General features: G+C 54.8%; 13 protein-coding genes. 10 read left to right on the plus strand and 3 right to left on the minus strand.

What is annotated here, in order from left to right; translation table 11 throughout:
• From tig to ACI2JR_RS15265, 8 genes are all read left to right on the plus strand, one after another.
• Positions 1-895 (plus strand): trigger factor (gene tig / locus ACI2JR_RS15230; RefSeq protein WP_462478900.1); only part of this gene is annotated, 895 nt, incomplete at its 5' end.
• Between the two features lie 347 nt (positions 896-1242).
• Positions 1243-1866, plus strand: coding sequence for an ATP-dependent Clp endopeptidase proteolytic subunit ClpP (gene clpP / locus ACI2JR_RS15235; protein WP_132728443.1), 624 nt, complete (start codon positions 1243-1245; stop codon positions 1864-1866).
• A gap of 132 nt (positions 1867-1998) precedes the next feature.
• Complete coding sequence (gene clpX, locus ACI2JR_RS15240) at positions 1999-3273, plus strand: ATP-dependent protease ATP-binding subunit ClpX (protein ID WP_004858716.1); 1275 nt, start codon at positions 1999-2001, stop codon at positions 3271-3273.
• 184 nt (positions 3274-3457) lie between these two features.
• Entirely contained in the window at positions 3458-5812 is a 2355-nt protein-coding gene (gene lon, locus ACI2JR_RS15245) for an endopeptidase La (protein WP_132728445.1), read from the plus strand.
• 207 nt (positions 5813-6019) lie between these two features.
• Positions 6020-6292: a nucleoid-associated protein HU-beta gene (gene hupB, locus ACI2JR_RS15250; RefSeq protein ID WP_002444653.1), complete on the plus strand. Its 273-nt coding sequence runs from the start codon at positions 6020-6022 to the stop codon at positions 6290-6292.
• A 213-nt stretch (positions 6293-6505) separates the two neighbouring features.
• The gene (ppiD, locus tag ACI2JR_RS15255; protein WP_132728447.1) at positions 6506-8380 is read left to right on the plus strand and encodes a peptidylprolyl isomerase; all 1875 of its coding nucleotides are present in this window, start codon (positions 6506-6508) and stop codon (positions 8378-8380) included.
• Positions 8381-8528: 148 nt separating this feature from the next.
• On the plus strand, positions 8529-8891 hold the full coding sequence (locus tag ACI2JR_RS15260) for a helix-hairpin-helix domain-containing protein (protein ID WP_165905683.1): 363 nt from the start codon (positions 8529-8531) through the stop codon (positions 8889-8891).
• Between the two features lie 108 nt (positions 8892-8999).
• Positions 9000-9398: a YbgC/FadM family acyl-CoA thioesterase gene (locus ACI2JR_RS15265; protein WP_132728449.1), complete on the plus strand. Its 399-nt coding sequence runs from the start codon at positions 9000-9002 to the stop codon at positions 9396-9398.
• A 138-nt stretch (positions 9399-9536) separates the two neighbouring features.
• Here the strand turns inward: ACI2JR_RS15265 and queC are convergent, their stop codons facing one another.
• Together queC and ACI2JR_RS15275 are read right to left on the minus strand one after the other, a co-directional pair.
• Positions 9537-10232 (minus strand): 7-cyano-7-deazaguanine synthase QueC, encoded by a 696-nt coding sequence (queC, locus tag ACI2JR_RS15270; protein ID WP_132728450.1) that lies wholly within the window; start codon positions 10230-10232, stop codon positions 9537-9539.
• Positions 10233-10298: 66 nt separating this feature from the next.
• Entirely contained in the window at positions 10299-11999 is a 1701-nt protein-coding gene (locus ACI2JR_RS15275; RefSeq protein ID WP_462478901.1) for an SgrR family transcriptional regulator, read from the minus strand.
• 216 nt (positions 12000-12215) lie between these two features.
• On the opposite strand from ACI2JR_RS15275, the gene cof reads away from it, so the two are divergent.
• Entirely contained in the window at positions 12216-13034 is an 819-nt protein-coding gene (cof, locus tag ACI2JR_RS15280) for an HMP-PP phosphatase (protein ID WP_462478902.1), read from the plus strand.
• 45 nt (positions 13035-13079) lie between these two features.
• Here the strand turns inward: cof and ACI2JR_RS15285 are convergent, their stop codons facing one another.
• Positions 13080-14132 (minus strand): PLP-dependent cysteine synthase family protein, encoded by a 1053-nt coding sequence (locus ACI2JR_RS15285; protein WP_462478903.1) that lies wholly within the window; start codon positions 14130-14132, stop codon positions 13080-13082.
• A 115-nt stretch (positions 14133-14247) separates the two neighbouring features.
• Here ACI2JR_RS15285 and ACI2JR_RS15290 point away from each other — a divergent pair, with 115 nt between their 5' ends.
• A complete protein-coding gene (locus tag ACI2JR_RS15290) occupies positions 14248-14706 on the plus strand; it encodes an Lrp/AsnC family transcriptional regulator (RefSeq protein ID WP_132728454.1) in 459 nt (152 codons plus the stop codon).
• Positions 14707-14748: the final 42 nt, after the last annotated feature.

Genomic DNA, 14748 nt, shown 5'->3' on the forward strand with positions numbered 1-14748 from the left:
TGACGTTGACACCATGCTGGACACTCTGCGTAAGCAGCAGGCTACCTGGAAAGACAAAGACGGCGCTGTGGATGCAGAAGATCGCGTAACCATCGACTTCACCGGTTCTGTTGACGGCGAAGAGTTCGAAGGCGGCAAAGCGTCTGACTTCGTACTGGCGATGGGCCAGGGGCGTATGATCCCAGGCTTTGAAGACGGTATCAAAGGCCGCAAAGCGGGCGAAGAGTTCACTATCGACGTGACCTTCCCGGAAGAATACCACGCAGAAAACCTGAAAGGTAAAGCGGCTAAATTCGTTATCAACCTGAAGAAAGTGGAAGAGCGTGAACTGCCGGAACTGACTGCTGAATTCATCAAACGTTTCGGCGTTGAAGATGGTTCCGTAGAAGGTCTGCGCGCTGAAGTGCGTAAAAACATGGATCGCGAGCTGAAAGGCGCCGTGCGTAACCGCGTTAAGTCTCAGGCCATCGAAGGTCTGGTAAAAGCTAACGAAATCGACGTTCCGTCTGCCCTGATCGACAGCGAAATCGACGTTCTGCGTCGTCAGGCTGCTCAGCGTTTCGGTGGTAACGAGAACCAGGCGCTGGAACTGCCGCGCGAGCTGTTCGAAGAGCAGGCTAAACGCCGCGTGGTTGTCGGTCTGCTGCTGGGCGAAGTGATTCGCACCAACGAGCTGAAAGCTGACGAAGAGCGCGTTAAGGGCCTGATCGAAGAGATGGCTTCTGCATACGAAGATCCGAAAGAAGTTGTTGAGTTCTACAGCAAAAACAACGAACTGATGGACAACATGCGTAACGTTGCGCTGGAAGAGCAGGCTGTGGAAGCCGTTCTGGCAAAAGCGAAAGTGTCTGAAAAAGCGACCACTTTCAGCGAGCTGATGAACCAGCAGGCGTAATTTCGCCCCCGGTTTAAGGTTCAGATAAAACCCGTTGCCGCGAGGCTACGGGTTTTTTTTTATCGCAACGATAGCTTCTGCGTGAGTGCGAAAACGCGATATCAATGATAGCGTTACGGCAAAAGGTTGTTATGCTTGAATTACGATGGCATCGTCCCCATTACCAGGAGACGGCACTGCACGCGTGAAATCATGCATAATGACGCAGCGTGGCTATCCCGAGTCGTTCAGGCTGCCAATATGCAGGTAATTTGAATGATGACGGGTAGAAGGCTCTGGCTGATAATCCGTCCATAAGGTTACAATCAGTGCAGCAGGTTTATTCAAAATTAATCCAGGAGACGGAAATGTCATACAGTGGCGAACGAGATAACTTTGCACCCCATATGGCCCTGGTGCCGATGGTCATTGAACAGACCTCGCGCGGTGAACGTTCTTTTGATATCTATTCCCGTCTGCTCAAGGAACGCGTTATCTTTCTGACCGGCCAGGTGGAAGACCACATGGCGAACCTGATCGTGGCGCAGATGCTTTTTCTGGAAGCAGAGAACCCGGAAAAAGACATTTATTTGTACATTAACTCTCCGGGCGGGGTGATCACCGCCGGCATGTCGATTTACGACACCATGCAGTTCATCAAGCCTGACGTGAGCACCATCTGTATGGGGCAGGCGGCATCCATGGGCGCCTTCCTGCTGACCGCAGGGGCGAAGGGCAAGCGTTTCTGCCTGCCGAATTCCCGGGTGATGATCCACCAGCCGCTGGGCGGCTATCAGGGGCAGGCGACGGATATTGAAATTCACGCCCGCGAGATCCTGAAAGTGAAAGGCCGAATGAATGAACTGATGGCACACCATACGGGTCAATCCCTTGAGCAGATCGAGAACGACACCGAGCGTGACCGTTTCTTGTCAGCATCGGAAGCGGTGGAATACGGCCTGGTCGATTCCATTTTGACCCATCGTAATTGATGCCCCTGGCGTAAGGGTGCCGCTATACTTGTCTGAAGTAGGGCGGCACAACGCTGATAAGCGGCTTGCGCCTGAGAATGGCATTTGCGTCGTCGTGTGCGGCACAAAGAACTTAATAAGAGGTTTGGACTCATGACAGATAAACGCAAAGATGGTTCGGGCAAACTGTTGTATTGCTCTTTTTGCGGCAAAAGCCAGCATGAAGTGCGTAAGCTGATCGCCGGGCCATCCGTGTATATCTGCGACGAATGCGTTGATTTATGTAACGACATCATTCGCGAAGAGATTAAAGAAGTCGCGCCGCATCGCGAGCGCAGCGCGCTGCCGACTCCGCACGAAATCCGCCACCACCTGGACGATTACGTTATCGGCCAGGAACCGGCGAAGAAAGTGCTGGCAGTGGCGGTATACAACCACTACAAACGTCTGCGCAATGGCGATACCAGCAACGGCGTTGAGCTGGGGAAAAGCAACATTCTGCTGATCGGGCCGACGGGCTCCGGTAAAACGCTGCTGGCGGAAACGCTGGCGCGTCTGCTGGATGTGCCGTTCACCATGGCTGACGCCACCACCCTGACCGAAGCCGGTTATGTGGGCGAGGATGTTGAAAACATCATCCAGAAGCTGCTGCAGAAATGCGACTACGACGTGCAGAAAGCGCAGCGCGGTATCGTGTATATCGATGAAATCGACAAAATTTCCCGTAAATCGGATAACCCGTCGATTACCCGCGATGTCTCCGGCGAAGGCGTGCAGCAGGCGCTGTTGAAGCTGATTGAAGGCACCGTTGCCGCGGTGCCGCCGCAGGGCGGGCGTAAGCATCCGCAGCAGGAGTTCTTGCAGGTTGATACCTCCAAGATTCTGTTTATTTGCGGCGGCGCATTTGCCGGCCTGGATAAGGTCATTTCCCATCGTGTAGAGACCGGTTCTGGTATTGGTTTCGGCGCGACGGTGAAAGCCAAATCTGACAAAGCGAGCGAAGGTGAGCTGCTGTCCCAGGTTGAACCGGAAGATCTGATCAAATTCGGTCTGATTCCTGAGTTCATCGGCCGTCTGCCGGTGGTGGCGACCCTTAACGAGCTGAGCGAGGAAGCGCTGATTCAGATCCTGAAAGAGCCGAAAAATGCCCTGACCAAACAGTATCAGGCGTTGTTCAATCTGGAAGGCGCTGAGCTGGAGTTCCGTGACGAAGCGCTGGATGCTATCGCCAAGAAAGCGATGGCGCGTAAAACCGGCGCTCGTGGCCTGCGTTCCATCGTAGAAGCGGCTCTGCTTGATACCATGTACGATCTTCCGTCGATGGAAGACGTGGAAAAAGTGGTTATTGACGCTTCGGTCATCGACGGGCAAAGCAAGCCGTTGCTGATTTATGGCAAACCGGAAGCGCAGCAGGCGTCTGGTGAATAATTAGCCAAATCGCTCAAGTAGTTAACTAAAAAGGGGGGATTTTATCCCCCCTTTTATTTTTCCTGCATTCCCGCCGTTGAATGTGTGGAATACATCCCCATATACTGGATTACATATTAACGGCGACGCGATCAAGAATCGTGCCGTCGGCTACCTGGCGGACTTTAAACTAAGAGAGAGCTCTATGAATCCTGAGCGTTCTGAACGCATTGAAATCCCCGTATTGCCGTTGCGCGATGTGGTGGTTTATCCGCACATGGTCATACCCCTGTTTGTAGGGCGGGAAAAATCTATCCGTTGTCTTGAAGCGGCTATGGACCATGATAAAAAAATCATGCTGGTTGCGCAGAAAGAAGCTTCGACGGATGAGCCGGGTGTAAATGATCTTTTCACCGTCGGGACCGTGGCGTCAATTTTACAGATGCTGAAGCTGCCTGATGGCACCGTCAAAGTGCTGGTTGAAGGCCTGCAGCGCGCACGTATTTCCGCATTATCTGACAATGGCGAGCATTTTTCCGCGAAGGCGGAGTACCTCGAATCGCCGGCGATCGATGAACGCGAACAAGAAGTCCTGGTGCGCACCGCAATCGGTCAGTTTGAAGGCTATATCAAACTGAATAAAAAAATTCCGCCGGAAGTGCTGACGTCGCTGAACAGCATCGACGATCCCGCGCGTCTGGCAGATACCATCGCTGCGCACATGCCTCTGAAGCTGGCTGATAAGCAGTCCGTGCTCGAGATGTCCGACGTTAACGAACGTCTGGAATATCTGATGGCGATGATGGAATCAGAAATCGATCTGCTGCAGGTTGAGAAGCGTATTCGCAACCGTGTGAAAAAGCAGATGGAGAAATCTCAGCGTGAGTACTATCTGAATGAGCAGATGAAAGCCATCCAGAAAGAGCTCGGCGAGATGGATGACGCGCCGGACGAGAACGAAGCGCTGAAGCGCAAGATCGACGCGGCAAAAATGCCGAAAGAGGCAAAAGAAAAAACCGAAGCGGAACTGCAAAAGCTGAAGATGATGTCGCCGATGTCGGCGGAAGCGACCGTCGTACGTGGCTACATCGACTGGATGGTGCAGGTGCCGTGGAACGCGCGTAGCAAGGTCAAAAAAGATCTGCGACAGGCGCAGGAGATCCTCGATACTGACCATTATGGTCTGGAGCGCGTGAAGGATCGTATCCTTGAGTATCTCGCAGTGCAGAGCCGCGTTAACAAGCTCAAAGGGCCGATCCTGTGCCTGGTCGGGCCGCCGGGGGTAGGTAAAACCTCGCTGGGCCAGTCTATCGCTAAAGCGACCGGACGTAAGTACGTACGCATGGCGCTGGGCGGCGTGCGCGATGAGGCGGAAATCCGCGGCCATCGTCGTACCTATATTGGCTCTATGCCGGGCAAACTGATCCAGAAAATGGCGAAAGTGGGGGTTAAAAACCCGCTGTTCCTGCTGGATGAGATCGACAAAATGTCCTCCGACATGCGCGGCGATCCGGCTTCGGCACTGCTGGAAGTTCTTGATCCTGAACAGAACGTGGCCTTTAACGACCACTATCTGGAAGTGGACTACGATCTCAGCGATGTCATGTTTGTGGCGACCTCTAACTCCATGAATATTCCGGCGCCGCTGCTGGACCGCATGGAAGTGATTCGTCTCTCCGGGTATACCGAAGATGAAAAACTGAACATCGCCAAACGTCACCTGCTGTCGAAGCAGATTGAGCGTAATGCGCTGAAGAAAGGCGAGCTGACCGTTGAGGACAGCGCTATCGTCGGGATTATTCGCTATTACACCCGTGAGGCGGGCGTGCGTGGACTGGAGCGTGAAATCTCCAAACTGTGCCGTAAAGCGGTTAAACAGCTGCTGCTGGATAAGTCCCTGAAACACATCACCATTAACGGCGATAATCTGCATGATTTCCTCGGCGTGCAGCGCTATGACTACGGTCGCGCGGATAGTGAAAACCGCGTCGGTCAGGTTACCGGCCTGGCGTGGACGGAGGTGGGCGGCGATCTGCTGACCATTGAAACCGCCTGCGTACCGGGTAAAGGCAAGCTGACCTATACCGGTTCGCTGGGTGAAGTGATGCAGGAGTCGATCCAGGCTGCGTTGACCGTGGTACGTTCGCGGGCGGATAAGCTGGGTATTAACCCGGACTTCTACGAAAAACGCGATATTCACGTTCACGTTCCGGAAGGGGCGACGCCGAAAGATGGCCCGAGCGCCGGTATCGCTATGTGTACCGCGCTGGTTTCCTGTCTGACGGGGAACCCGGTACGTGCCGATGTCGCGATGACAGGGGAAATTACCCTGCGTGGACAGGTATTGCCAATCGGCGGTTTGAAGGAAAAACTGCTGGCGGCCCATCGCGGTGGTATTAAGACTGTTCTGATTCCTGATGAAAACAAACGCGACCTTGAAGAAATTCCAGATAACGTTATCGCCGATTTAGATATCCATCCGGTGAAACGAATCGAAGAAGTTCTGACACTTGCGTTGCAGAACGAGCCTTTCGGCATGCAGGTTGTGACGGCGAAATAGTGACTTCGCGCAAATTGCGTTAATAAAAATAGGGCTGGTAAGTAAATTCGTACTTGCCAGCCTTTTTTTGTGTAGCTAACTTAGATCGCTGGCAGGGGGTCATCTACAACTCTGTTGTAAGGGCATGACAGTCCTGATATAACTGCTGCGCGGTCGCACCACGAAGGATTCTGGTGCGATATAAATTATAAAGAGAGGAAGAGAACAGTGAATAAATCTCAACTGATTGACAAAATTGCTGCGGGTGCGGACATTTCTAAAGCTGCAGCCGGACGTGCGTTAGATGCTTTAATTGCTTCTGTTACTGAATCTCTGCAGGCTGGGGATGACGTTGCGCTGGTCGGGTTTGGTACCTTTGCTGTGAAAGAGCGTGCTGCCCGTACAGGCCGCAACCCGCAAACCGGTAAAGAAATTACCATTGCAGCGGCTAAAGTCCCGGGGTTCCGTGCCGGTAAAGCGCTGAAAGACGCGGTAAACTGATCGGCTTCCCGTCAGGGAATGTGACGAAGTACAAGGGCGCATCGTGAGATGTGCCTTTTTTATTTGTCCGGAACTCGACTTTATCGGTGTTTGTGCGCACTTGTGGGCTGACAATCACCCCGTTTTCTTGTCAAAATAGGCCCTCACGCGCGGCAGCCATCACGTGCTATGCTGCGCGAGCTAAAGTCATCTACAGCGGAGCGTTGTTACACCATGATGGACAACCTACGCACGGCCGCCAACAGCGTCGTGCTCAAGATTATTTTCGGTATTATCATTGTCTCGTTCATTTTGACCGGGGTGAGTGGTTACCTGATTGGCGGCAGCAGCAACTATGCCGCGAAAGTTAATGACCAGGAGATTGGTCGCTCGCAGTTTGAAAATGCCGTTGCCAGCGAACGTAACCGCATGCAGCAGCAGCTTGGCGATCGGTTCTCTGAACTGGCGGCCAACGAAAACTACATGAAAACCATGCGTCAGCAGGTGTTGAACCGTCTTATCGATGAATCGCTGCTGGACCAGTACGCCCGTGAGCTTGGTCTGAGCGTCAGCGACAATCAGGTAAAACAAGCCATCTTCCAGACTCAGGCTTTCCAGACTAACGGCAAATTTGATAACGAACGCTTTGGCGGCATCGTGAATCAAATGGGCATGACCACCGATCAGTACGCGCAGGCGCTGCGTAACCAGCTGACCACTCAGCAACTGATTAATGCCGTTGCCGGTACCGACTTTATGCTGCCGGGCGAATCTGACCAGCTGGCGGCGTTAGTTTCTCAGCAGCGCGTGGTGCGTGAAGCAACCATCGATGTGAATGCGCTGGCGGCGAAACAGACGGTGACCGATGCGGAAATCAACGCTTACTACCAGCAGAACCAGGCGCGTTTTATGGCGCCAGAGCAGTTCCGCGTTAGCTACATCAAAATGGATGCCGCTAGCATGCAGGAGAACGCTTCTGACGCAGAAATTCAGTCATGGTATGACCAGCACCAGGATCAGTTCACGCAACCGCAGCGTAATCGTTACAGCGTGATTCAGACGAAAACCGAAGCGGATGCCCAGGCGGTGGTGGATGAGCTGAAAAAAGGCACAGATTTCGCCACCCTGGCGAAAGAAAAATCTACCGACATTATTTCTGCCCGCAACGGCGGCGATATGGGATGGATGGACGATGCCGCGACGGTACCTGAGCTGAAAGATGCCGGTCTGAAAGAAAAAGGCCAGCTGTCTGGCGTGATTAAATCTTCCGTCGGTTTCCTGGTGGTGCGTCTTGATGATGTGCAGCCGGCACAGGTTAAACCGCTGGCCGAAGTACGCGATGATATTGCGGCGAAAGTTAAGCAGGAAAAAGCGCTGGATGCTTACTACGCGCTGCAACAGAAAGTGAGCGACGCGGCCAGCAACGATAACGAATCTCTGGCAGGCGCTGCGCAGGCTGCGAATGTGAAAGTGGTTGAAACCGGCTGGTTTGGTCATGACAACCTGCCGGAAGAGCTGAACTTTAAACCGGTCTCCGACGCGATCTTCAACGGCGGTCTGGTGGGCGAAAACGGTACGCCGGGCAGCAACTCCGATATCATCACCGTGGATGGCGATCGCGCATTTGTCCTGCGCATCAGCGATCATAAAGCGGAAGCGGTGAAACCGCTGGCGGAAGTGAAAGCGCAGGTTACCGATATCGTGAAGCACACCAAAGCTGAACAGCAGGCGAAGCTGGATGCCGACAAGCTGCTGGCGGCGCTGAAAGATGGCAAAGGTGACGAGGCGATGAAAGCGGCGGGCTTAAGCTTCAGCGCAGCGCAGACGCTGGCACGTACCGGTCAGGATCCATTAAGTCAGGCGGCATTTGCCCTGCCGCTGCCGCAGCAGGGGAAAGCCAGCTACGGCGTGGGGAGTGACATGAAAGGTAACGTTGTGCTGCTGGCGCTGGATGAAGTGAAAGCAGGCGACATGCCGGAAGCGCAGAAAAAAGCCATGGTGCAAGGTATTACGCAGAACAATGCCCAGATTGCTTTCGAAGCGCTGATGAGCAACCTGCGTAAATCAGCGAAAATTAAGCTCGGCGATATCGTCGACCAGCAGCAATAATTTCGCGGCGCTTCGCAAAGCTCAGTAACGTGATGTAATCCCCAAAGGCCGCTTTCGCGGCCTTTTCCATTTCTCTGTTTTGCCTTTTGTCCTCATGTTTCTTGCTCGTTATCGTAGCCTTGCTGTCAACACACAAGGAGATCACAGCATGAAACGAGGTATCACAACGATGATTGCCGCCACCGTACTGTTCTGTGCGGCGGGAAGTCAGATGGCGCTGGCGGCATCGACCAGCGGTAAAGCCGCGGCGGCAAAGGAGAGCGTACAGGCGCCGCAGGATAAAGCGCCTGAGACGCTCAACCCCATGCCGGGCGCTGCCAGGGTCAGTATCAACAGCGCCAGTGCGGAGGAGCTGATGCAGGCGATGAACGGCGTCGGCCTGAAAAAAGCGCAGGCCATTGTCAGCTATCGTGAAGAATATGGGCCGTTTAAAACCGTGGACGATCTCAAGCAGGTTCCCGGAATGGGGCATTCCCTGGTTGAGAGAAATCTGTCGCATTTGACGTTGTAATTTACCTATGGGGCTTGCACAGCCGCAAATTTTTGCCAGACTAAAGAGGTTACACCAGTGGTGTGACCTCTGACCTCAATATGACAATAAGACTAAGGCACTTGCGCTATGCAGACACAAATCAAAGTTCGCGGCTATCATCTGGATGTTTATCAGCACGTTAACAACGCTCGCTATCTTGAGTTTCTTGAGGAGGCTCGTTGGGATGGCCTGGAGAACAGTGCCGCATTTCACTGGATGACCGCACGTAACATCGCCTTTGTGGTGGTGAACATAAATATCAACTACCGTCGCCCGGCGGTACTGGGGGATGTGTTAACCGTGACCAGCCACCTGCAGCAGCTTAATGGTAAAAGCGGCACCTTAAACCAGACGGTCACGCTAAATCCTGAAGGTGAAGTGGTGGCGGATGCGGTAATTACGTTTGTCTGCATTGATTTAAAAACCCAGAAAGCGCTGCCGCTGGACGGTGAACTGCGTGAGAAGCTGGAACAGATGGAGATGTAAGAATGCACCCCGCTAAGCGCAGCGCGAGCGGGGGGAGGCGTTCCCGGATAGCGGCGCAAGCGCCTTATCCGGTCTACCGGCTGCAGCATCTGGTAGCCCCGCTAAGCGCAGCGCGAGCGGGGGCGTGGTGCAGAGGGTTTATTTCAACCCGGTTTTTTGTTTCATCACCGTCATCACGCCGACCTTATCGGCCAGGTACTGATGCAGGCCGTTGGCGCGCAGGTTACAGGCGGCGCACTGCCCGCAGCCGTCACCTTTAATGCCGTTATAGCAGGTCAGGGTTTCGCGACGTACCCGCTCCAGCTGGCCCCAGTAGTCCGCCAGCGCCCAGGTTTCGGCTTTGTTCAGCCACATTAGCGGGGTTTCGAAGCGGATATCCTTCGCCATACCCAGGCTAACGGCGTGGTGGAGCGCTTTGACGAACTCGTCGCGGCAGTCCGGATAGCCGGAAAAATCGGTTTCGCAGACGCCGGTAATAATGGCTTCCGCTTTGACCTGATAGGCATAAATCGCCGCCAGGGTTAAAAACAGAATATTACGCCCGGGAACGAAAGTATTAGGGATCCCGCTGGCATCCGGCGCGTAGTCCGGTACCGGGATGTTATCGCGGGTCAGGCTGCTGACCGCCAGCTCATTGAGCAGCGTCACATCCAGCACCTTATGAGCGACGGCACCAAGCGTCAGCGCCAGCTCGCGAGCCACGTCAATTTCCGCGCGGTGGCGTTGTCCATAATCAAAAGTGACGCAATGCACTTCATCATACTGTTTCAGAGCCTGCACCAGGCAGGTCGTTGAATCTTGTCCTCCGCTGAAGACAACTACGGCGCGTTTCATGGCAATTCCTGACTATCGAAGTGAAAGCGATATGGTAGCGCTTGATGAGCGCGGCGACCAGCTTCATCACGGCGCTGATGCCGGCAGCCAGGCACTGGCGAAATCAAACCAGCCGCGGGCATTGAGCCGCAGGCCATTTACGCCCGGCGGGGCGCTGATGCGATAATTGTAATTAAACAGCGGCGTCATGATGGCATCATCCATCAGAATGTTGAAGACGTTGCGCAGCGCTTCGTTACGGCTACGTTCTTCCGGCTGAGCCTGGACGGCATCGAGCGTCGCCTGCAAATGCGCATATTGCGCCCCGGTCAGCAAATTAGGCCACATCGTATCGCAGCGCAGCCACTGTTCCAGCGTATATTCCGGCGCTTCACCAATCAGGCGATCGCCCATGACCAAATCCGCCCGGGCCAGATCCTGGCAACCCTCCCAATTTTTCGCGTCGTGAAAAATGAGTGTCAGTTGGCAACCGAGGGCGGCAAGCCGCTGGCGAAGCTGTTGCGCCATCGCATGCAGTTCGACGGGAAGGTGGTACAGCAGCGTCAGTTTCCCCGGCAGCGGAACGTCCTGATTCTCCGGCCCCTGGGGTATTGACCAGCCGGGTAGCACTGCATTGCTGGGCGTGATCAGATCTTCGTCCAGAGGAAGCGTTTCCAGCAGTGAAGAACGGTGGATCAACGACACCAGCCGTTGAGCCTGGGCTTTACTGAGCCGACGGCTCTGGCGCAGCGTCAAATAGCAAAAGCCAAGGCTAATGCTATTACTGACCTGACGAAGATTCGTCAGCTCGTCCGGGTCGCCAATGGTGATCTGCACCGGGTGACGGCAGCTGGTGCCCAAATTCTGTTCAAACAGCTGGGGGGTGATCCAGTACTCTACGGCCTGGATCAGGGGATGATTCAGATGATAACGCGGATGGTTTTCCAGCCTGACCAGCTCCGGGCTGAACAGCTTCAGGCGGAACGGGCCGCTGCCAAGGCTGGGATCGTCGGGGTGCGCCAGCACGCTACAGTAGCTCGCCAGGCGAAACGGTAGCCAGTAATCCGGGCGGTGCAGGGTGATGGTCAGACATTGGGCATGGGTGATATCAATCCGGCTAATACTGGCAAACAGCGTGCGTAAGGCCGGCAGCTTGAGCAACATCAGCAGCCGTTGCCGAAGCTGCGGCGTTTCTATCGGGTCACCGTTATGCCAGAACAACGTCGAGCGGATATAAAAATGCCAGCGTAGACCGTCCGGCGACACCTGCCAGTGGTGGGCTAAATCGCCTATCGGCGAGGTACTTTGCGCATCAAAGCGCGTCAGGCCGGAAAAAATTTGCCCGGCGAGATGCTGCTCCGCCCGGCCGGGAAGAAAACCGGGACGTAGCGCTTCAAGCGGGCGGTAATAGGGAATACGCAGGGTGGGCGTGTTATTTTGCCATTGGCCGCCAAGAAACGGGGACAGCAGCGCTTTAAGTTCCACCGGCGCCAGCTGCGCCAGCTCCAGCGCATTTTTCTGCTGCCCGTTATTCAGCGCCTGTTCCATCATTTCATTACGCAACGTTTCCGGCGCTTTGTGAAAAGTGAGGGTGCCGCGCTTTCCGCGACCGGAACTGGCCTGCCAGCTTAGCCAGCCGGCCTGCTGAGCCTGGCGCAGCAGCGTGCGAATATGGCGTTCGCTGCAAAAACAGCGTTCAGCCAGTTCACCGACGGTGGCCTGCTGCGCCGCGCCGGAGGAGGGCAGCCAGAGGCGCTGGTACTGGTTTAGTCGATTCAGTAATCTCATATTACACTTCGTCCTTCAACCTGCCTCTGCGTTGGCTACGGTCGCTCACCCCGGCCACTGCCTGGAGTAAGCTCCCGGGATTCGCTCGTTCGCGGTCGGCGCGGGCGCCGTTTATAAACCCGGAACAATAAAAAATATCTATTCACTATTACTTCCGTATATATCAGGCAATACTGGAACACAAGCAAAATCCACCCCCCTCCCTGGGAGCAGAACATGGCAAGACTCGCGGCATTTGATATGGACGGCACGCTGTTGCTGCCGGACCATCGTCTGGGAACGTCGACGCTGGCAACGCTGAAGCGTCTGCGTGAGCGCGACATCACCCTGACCTTTGCCACGGGACGCCATGCGCTGGAGATGCGCCATGTGATCGGCGAGTTCTCGCTGGATGCCTACTTAATTACCGGCAACGGCACGCGTATTCACTCTCTGGATGGGGAGGAGCTGCACCGCAGCGATCTTGATCCGGGCGTCGCGGAAGTGGTGCTGCACCGCCGCTGGGAGACCGCGGCCAGCATGCATGTGTTTAATGACGGCGGTTGGTTTACCGGCAAGGAAATTCCCGACCTTCTCAAGGCGCACGTCTTTAGCGGTTTCCGCTATCAGATTGTCGATCCGCAGCGGATGCCGCTCGATAAAGTCACCAAGGTCTGTTTCTGTGGCGATCATGAAGATCTCCGGCGACTAGAAGTGCAGCTGAGCGCAGCGCTTGCCGATCGCGCCCATATCTGTTTTTCCGCGTTCGATTGTCTGGAAGTGCTGCCAACTGGCTGTAATAAAGGCGCGGCGCTGGAGGTGCTGAGCCAGCATCTTGGCCTGTCCATGCAGGATTGTATGGCGTTTGGTGACGCGATGAATGATTGCGAGATGCTTGGCAGCGTCGGGCGTGGCGTCATTATGGGCAACGCGATGCCGCAGCTCAAAGCTGAACTGCCGCATTTACCGGTTATCGGAGACTGCCGTCATGAGGCGGTCTCCCATTTTTTAACTCATTGGCTGGATAACCCTGATCTTCCTTATTCCCCCGAATAAATAGACGCTTCCAGCAAGCCAGACACCGCGGTGTCTGGCTTTTTTTTATTGCGCCTTCACCATTTGCGCAATTTTTGCCTGCCACGGCGCGATATCACCGATATGGCTCGCCACCCACTGCGGGTTGTAATAGCTTTCCAGATAGCGTTCGCCGCTATCGCACAGCAGAGTGACGATCGAACCTGAGCGGCCTTCCGCGCGCATCCTTATCGCAAGCTCAAGCACGCCCCACATATTGGTGCCGGTCGAAGCGCCGACCTTACGCCCGAGCAGCGTTTCCAGCCACAGGGCGGTGGCGACGCTGGCGGCATCCGGCACCCGCAGCATTTCATCGACGACGTCAGGAATAAATGACGGCTCGACGCGCGGGCGGCCAATCCCTTCAATCTTACTGCCGACCGGACTGCGCAGGCTGGCATCGCGGCTTTGCCAGTAATCGAGAAAGACCGAATTCTGTGGGTCAACCACCAGCAGCCGGGTGTCATAGCCCTGGCAGCGGATATAGCGGCCAATCGTTGCCGAGGTGCCGCCGGTGCCCGCGCTCATCACAATATAAGAGGGCTGCGGATGGGGTTCATGGGTCATCTGACGGAAGATGCTGTTAGCAATATTGTTATTGCCGCGCCAGTCGGTAGCGCGCTCGGCGAAGGTGAACTGATCCATATAATGGCCGTTCAGCTCGCGGGCCAGCATCTCGGATGCGGCATAAATTTCGCAGGCGCTGTCGACAAAGTGGCAGCGACCGCCATAAAACTCAATCTGTTCAATTTTACGTTTCGCCGTGCAGGAGGGCATTACGGCGATAAAGGGCAGGTCTAGCAGCCGTGCAAAATAGGCTTCAGAGACCGCGGTCGAGCCGGAAGATGACTCAATAATCGTCGTCCCCTCTTTAATCCAGCCATTACACAGGCCGTAAAGGAACAGCGAGCGCGCCAGGCGGTGTTTCAGGCTGCCGGTGGGATGGGTGCTTTCATCCTTCAGGTAGATCTGAATTCCAGGGAACCCCGGCAGCGCCAGGCGAATAAGGTGCGTATCGGCGGATCGCTGATAATCGGCGTTGATTTCACTCATCGCGTGTTTTACCCAGGCGCTATTCATCGTCATTTCCTGTTTGTCATTTTGTGCCCAGCTTAGCGGAACTTACAGGAAAAATTGTTGCTATTTAGCCTTTCAATTACAATTAAAGGAGTAAATTTTTCTCCCGAGGCGCCCTATGTTAGATAAAATTGACCGAAAGCTGCTTTCTTTGTTGCAAACAGACTGCACCCTCTCTTTGCAGGCGCTGGCTGATGCCGTTAATCTGACCACCACACCCTGCTGGAAACGCCTGAAGCGGCTTGAAGATGACGGCATTCTGCGCGGGCGCGTGGCGCTGCTGGATGCCGAAAAGCTTGGGCTCGGTCTGACGGCTTTTGTGCTGATTAAGACCCAGCATCACAGCAGCGAGTGGTACTGCCGTTTCGTCAGCGAGGTCACGCAGATGGCGGAGGTTCTCGGCTTCTGGCGGATGGCGGGAGAGTATGATTATCTGCTGCGGGTGCAGGTGGCGGATATGAAACGCTATGACGATTTTTATAAACGGCTGGTGAACAGCGTACCGGGGCTCTCCGATGTCACTTCGAGTTTCGCCATGGAACAGATAAAATACACCACTGCCTTGCCCATTGATTAACGGCTTTTGCCGCGACGATTTCTACACTCAGGATTTAACTGC

The sequence above is a fragment of the Klebsiella sp. NPDC088457 genome (assembly GCF_044900465.1).
Lineage (GTDB): Bacteria > Pseudomonadota > Gammaproteobacteria > Enterobacterales > Enterobacteriaceae > Klebsiella.

Excerpts from the sequence above, each read along its gene's own strand:
- ACI2JR_RS15290 (WP_132728454.1), top strand. The coding sequence starts at position 14,248 with ATGTTAGATAAAATTGACCGAAAGCTGCTTTCTTTGTTGCAAACAGAC.
- lon (WP_132728445.1), top strand. The coding sequence starts at position 3,458 with ATGAATCCTGAGCGTTCTGAACGCATTGAAATCCCCGTATTGCCGTTG.
- clpX (WP_004858716.1), top strand. The coding sequence starts at position 1,999 with ATGACAGATAAACGCAAAGATGGTTCGGGCAAACTGTTGTATTGCTCT.
- ACI2JR_RS15265 (WP_132728449.1), top strand. The coding sequence starts at position 9,000 with ATGCAGACACAAATCAAAGTTCGCGGCTATCATCTGGATGTTTATCAG.
- ppiD (WP_132728447.1), top strand. The coding sequence starts at position 6,506 with ATGATGGACAACCTACGCACGGCCGCCAACAGCGTCGTGCTCAAGATT.
- ACI2JR_RS15260 (WP_165905683.1), top strand. The coding sequence starts at position 8,529 with ATGAAACGAGGTATCACAACGATGATTGCCGCCACCGTACTGTTCTGT.
- ACI2JR_RS15275 (WP_462478901.1), bottom strand. The coding sequence starts at position 11,999 with ATGAGATTACTGAATCGACTAAACCAGTACCAGCGCCTCTGGCTGCCC.
- clpP (WP_132728443.1), top strand. The coding sequence starts at position 1,243 with ATGTCATACAGTGGCGAACGAGATAACTTTGCACCCCATATGGCCCTG.
- queC (WP_132728450.1), bottom strand. The coding sequence starts at position 10,232 with ATGAAACGCGCCGTAGTTGTCTTCAGCGGAGGACAAGATTCAACGACC.
- cof (WP_462478902.1), top strand. The coding sequence starts at position 12,216 with ATGGCAAGACTCGCGGCATTTGATATGGACGGCACGCTGTTGCTGCCG.
- ACI2JR_RS15285 (WP_462478903.1), bottom strand. The coding sequence starts at position 14,132 with ATGAATAGCGCCTGGGTAAAACACGCGATGAGTGAAATCAACGCCGAT.